At 41.6% G+C, this 255-nt stretch carries 1 pseudogene; it reads left to right on the forward strand.

Annotated features, from left to right (window positions below):
* Positions 1-255: pseudogene (locus ACYQ4S_RS12785) on the forward strand (IS4 family transposase); the annotation flags it as partial.

Below are 255 nucleotides of genomic sequence, written 5' to 3' on the forward strand. Positions count from 1 at the left end.
TTACTCTAGGTTGGAGTGATGGTCTCACCTTTATTCCGTTGGCAAAATCTTTTCTCAGCTCCAAAAAGAAAGCCAATCGCTTAAGTGAAGCAGATGAGCGAGTAGACAAACGGACCGTTGGATATAAGCGCCGTCAAGAAGCTCAAAAGAAAGCAACAGAAACCATGTTTGATTTACTTAATGCGCTACCTTTAAACCGTTTAAAAGCAAACACGATTCTCTTTGATAGCTGGTTTGGTCACGCTGCAGTCATTA

It is taken from the genome of Alkalibacterium sp. s-m-28, assembly GCF_054658175.1.